General features: G+C 52.1%; 1 tRNA gene. It reads left to right on the top strand.

Going from position 1 to position 305, the window contains the following annotated elements:
- Positions 1 to 227 precede the first annotated feature (227 nt).
- Positions 228 to 303: transfer RNA gene (locus OGX95_RS00030), tRNA-Gly, on the top strand.
- The last annotated feature ends 2 nt before the right edge of the window (positions 304 to 305 follow it).

Consider the following 305-nt stretch of genomic DNA (forward strand, 5'->3'; position numbering starts at 1 on the left):
ATAGCTCAGTTGGTAGAGCACGACCTTGCCAAGGTCGGGGTCGCGAGTTCGAGTCTCGTTTCCCGCTCCAAAATTTGAAAAGTATCGCAAGATACGCACCACCCAATCGCAGGATTTCGAATTGCGACAAGGCGGCAACTGAATGAGTCCTTAGGAGCTTACTGAAGTAAGTGACTTAGGCGAATGAAGGCAGCCAACGCAGTAGCGGTTCGAAAGACGAAGATTAAGCGGGAATAGCTCAGTTGGTAGAGCACGACCTTGCCAAGGTCGGGGTCGCGAGTTCGAGTCTCGTTTCCCGCTCCAAA

Origin of the sequence: Citrobacter sp. Cu233, assembly GCF_030332225.1 — a bacterium.
Taxonomy (GTDB): Bacteria; Pseudomonadota; Gammaproteobacteria; order Enterobacterales; family Enterobacteriaceae; genus Citrobacter.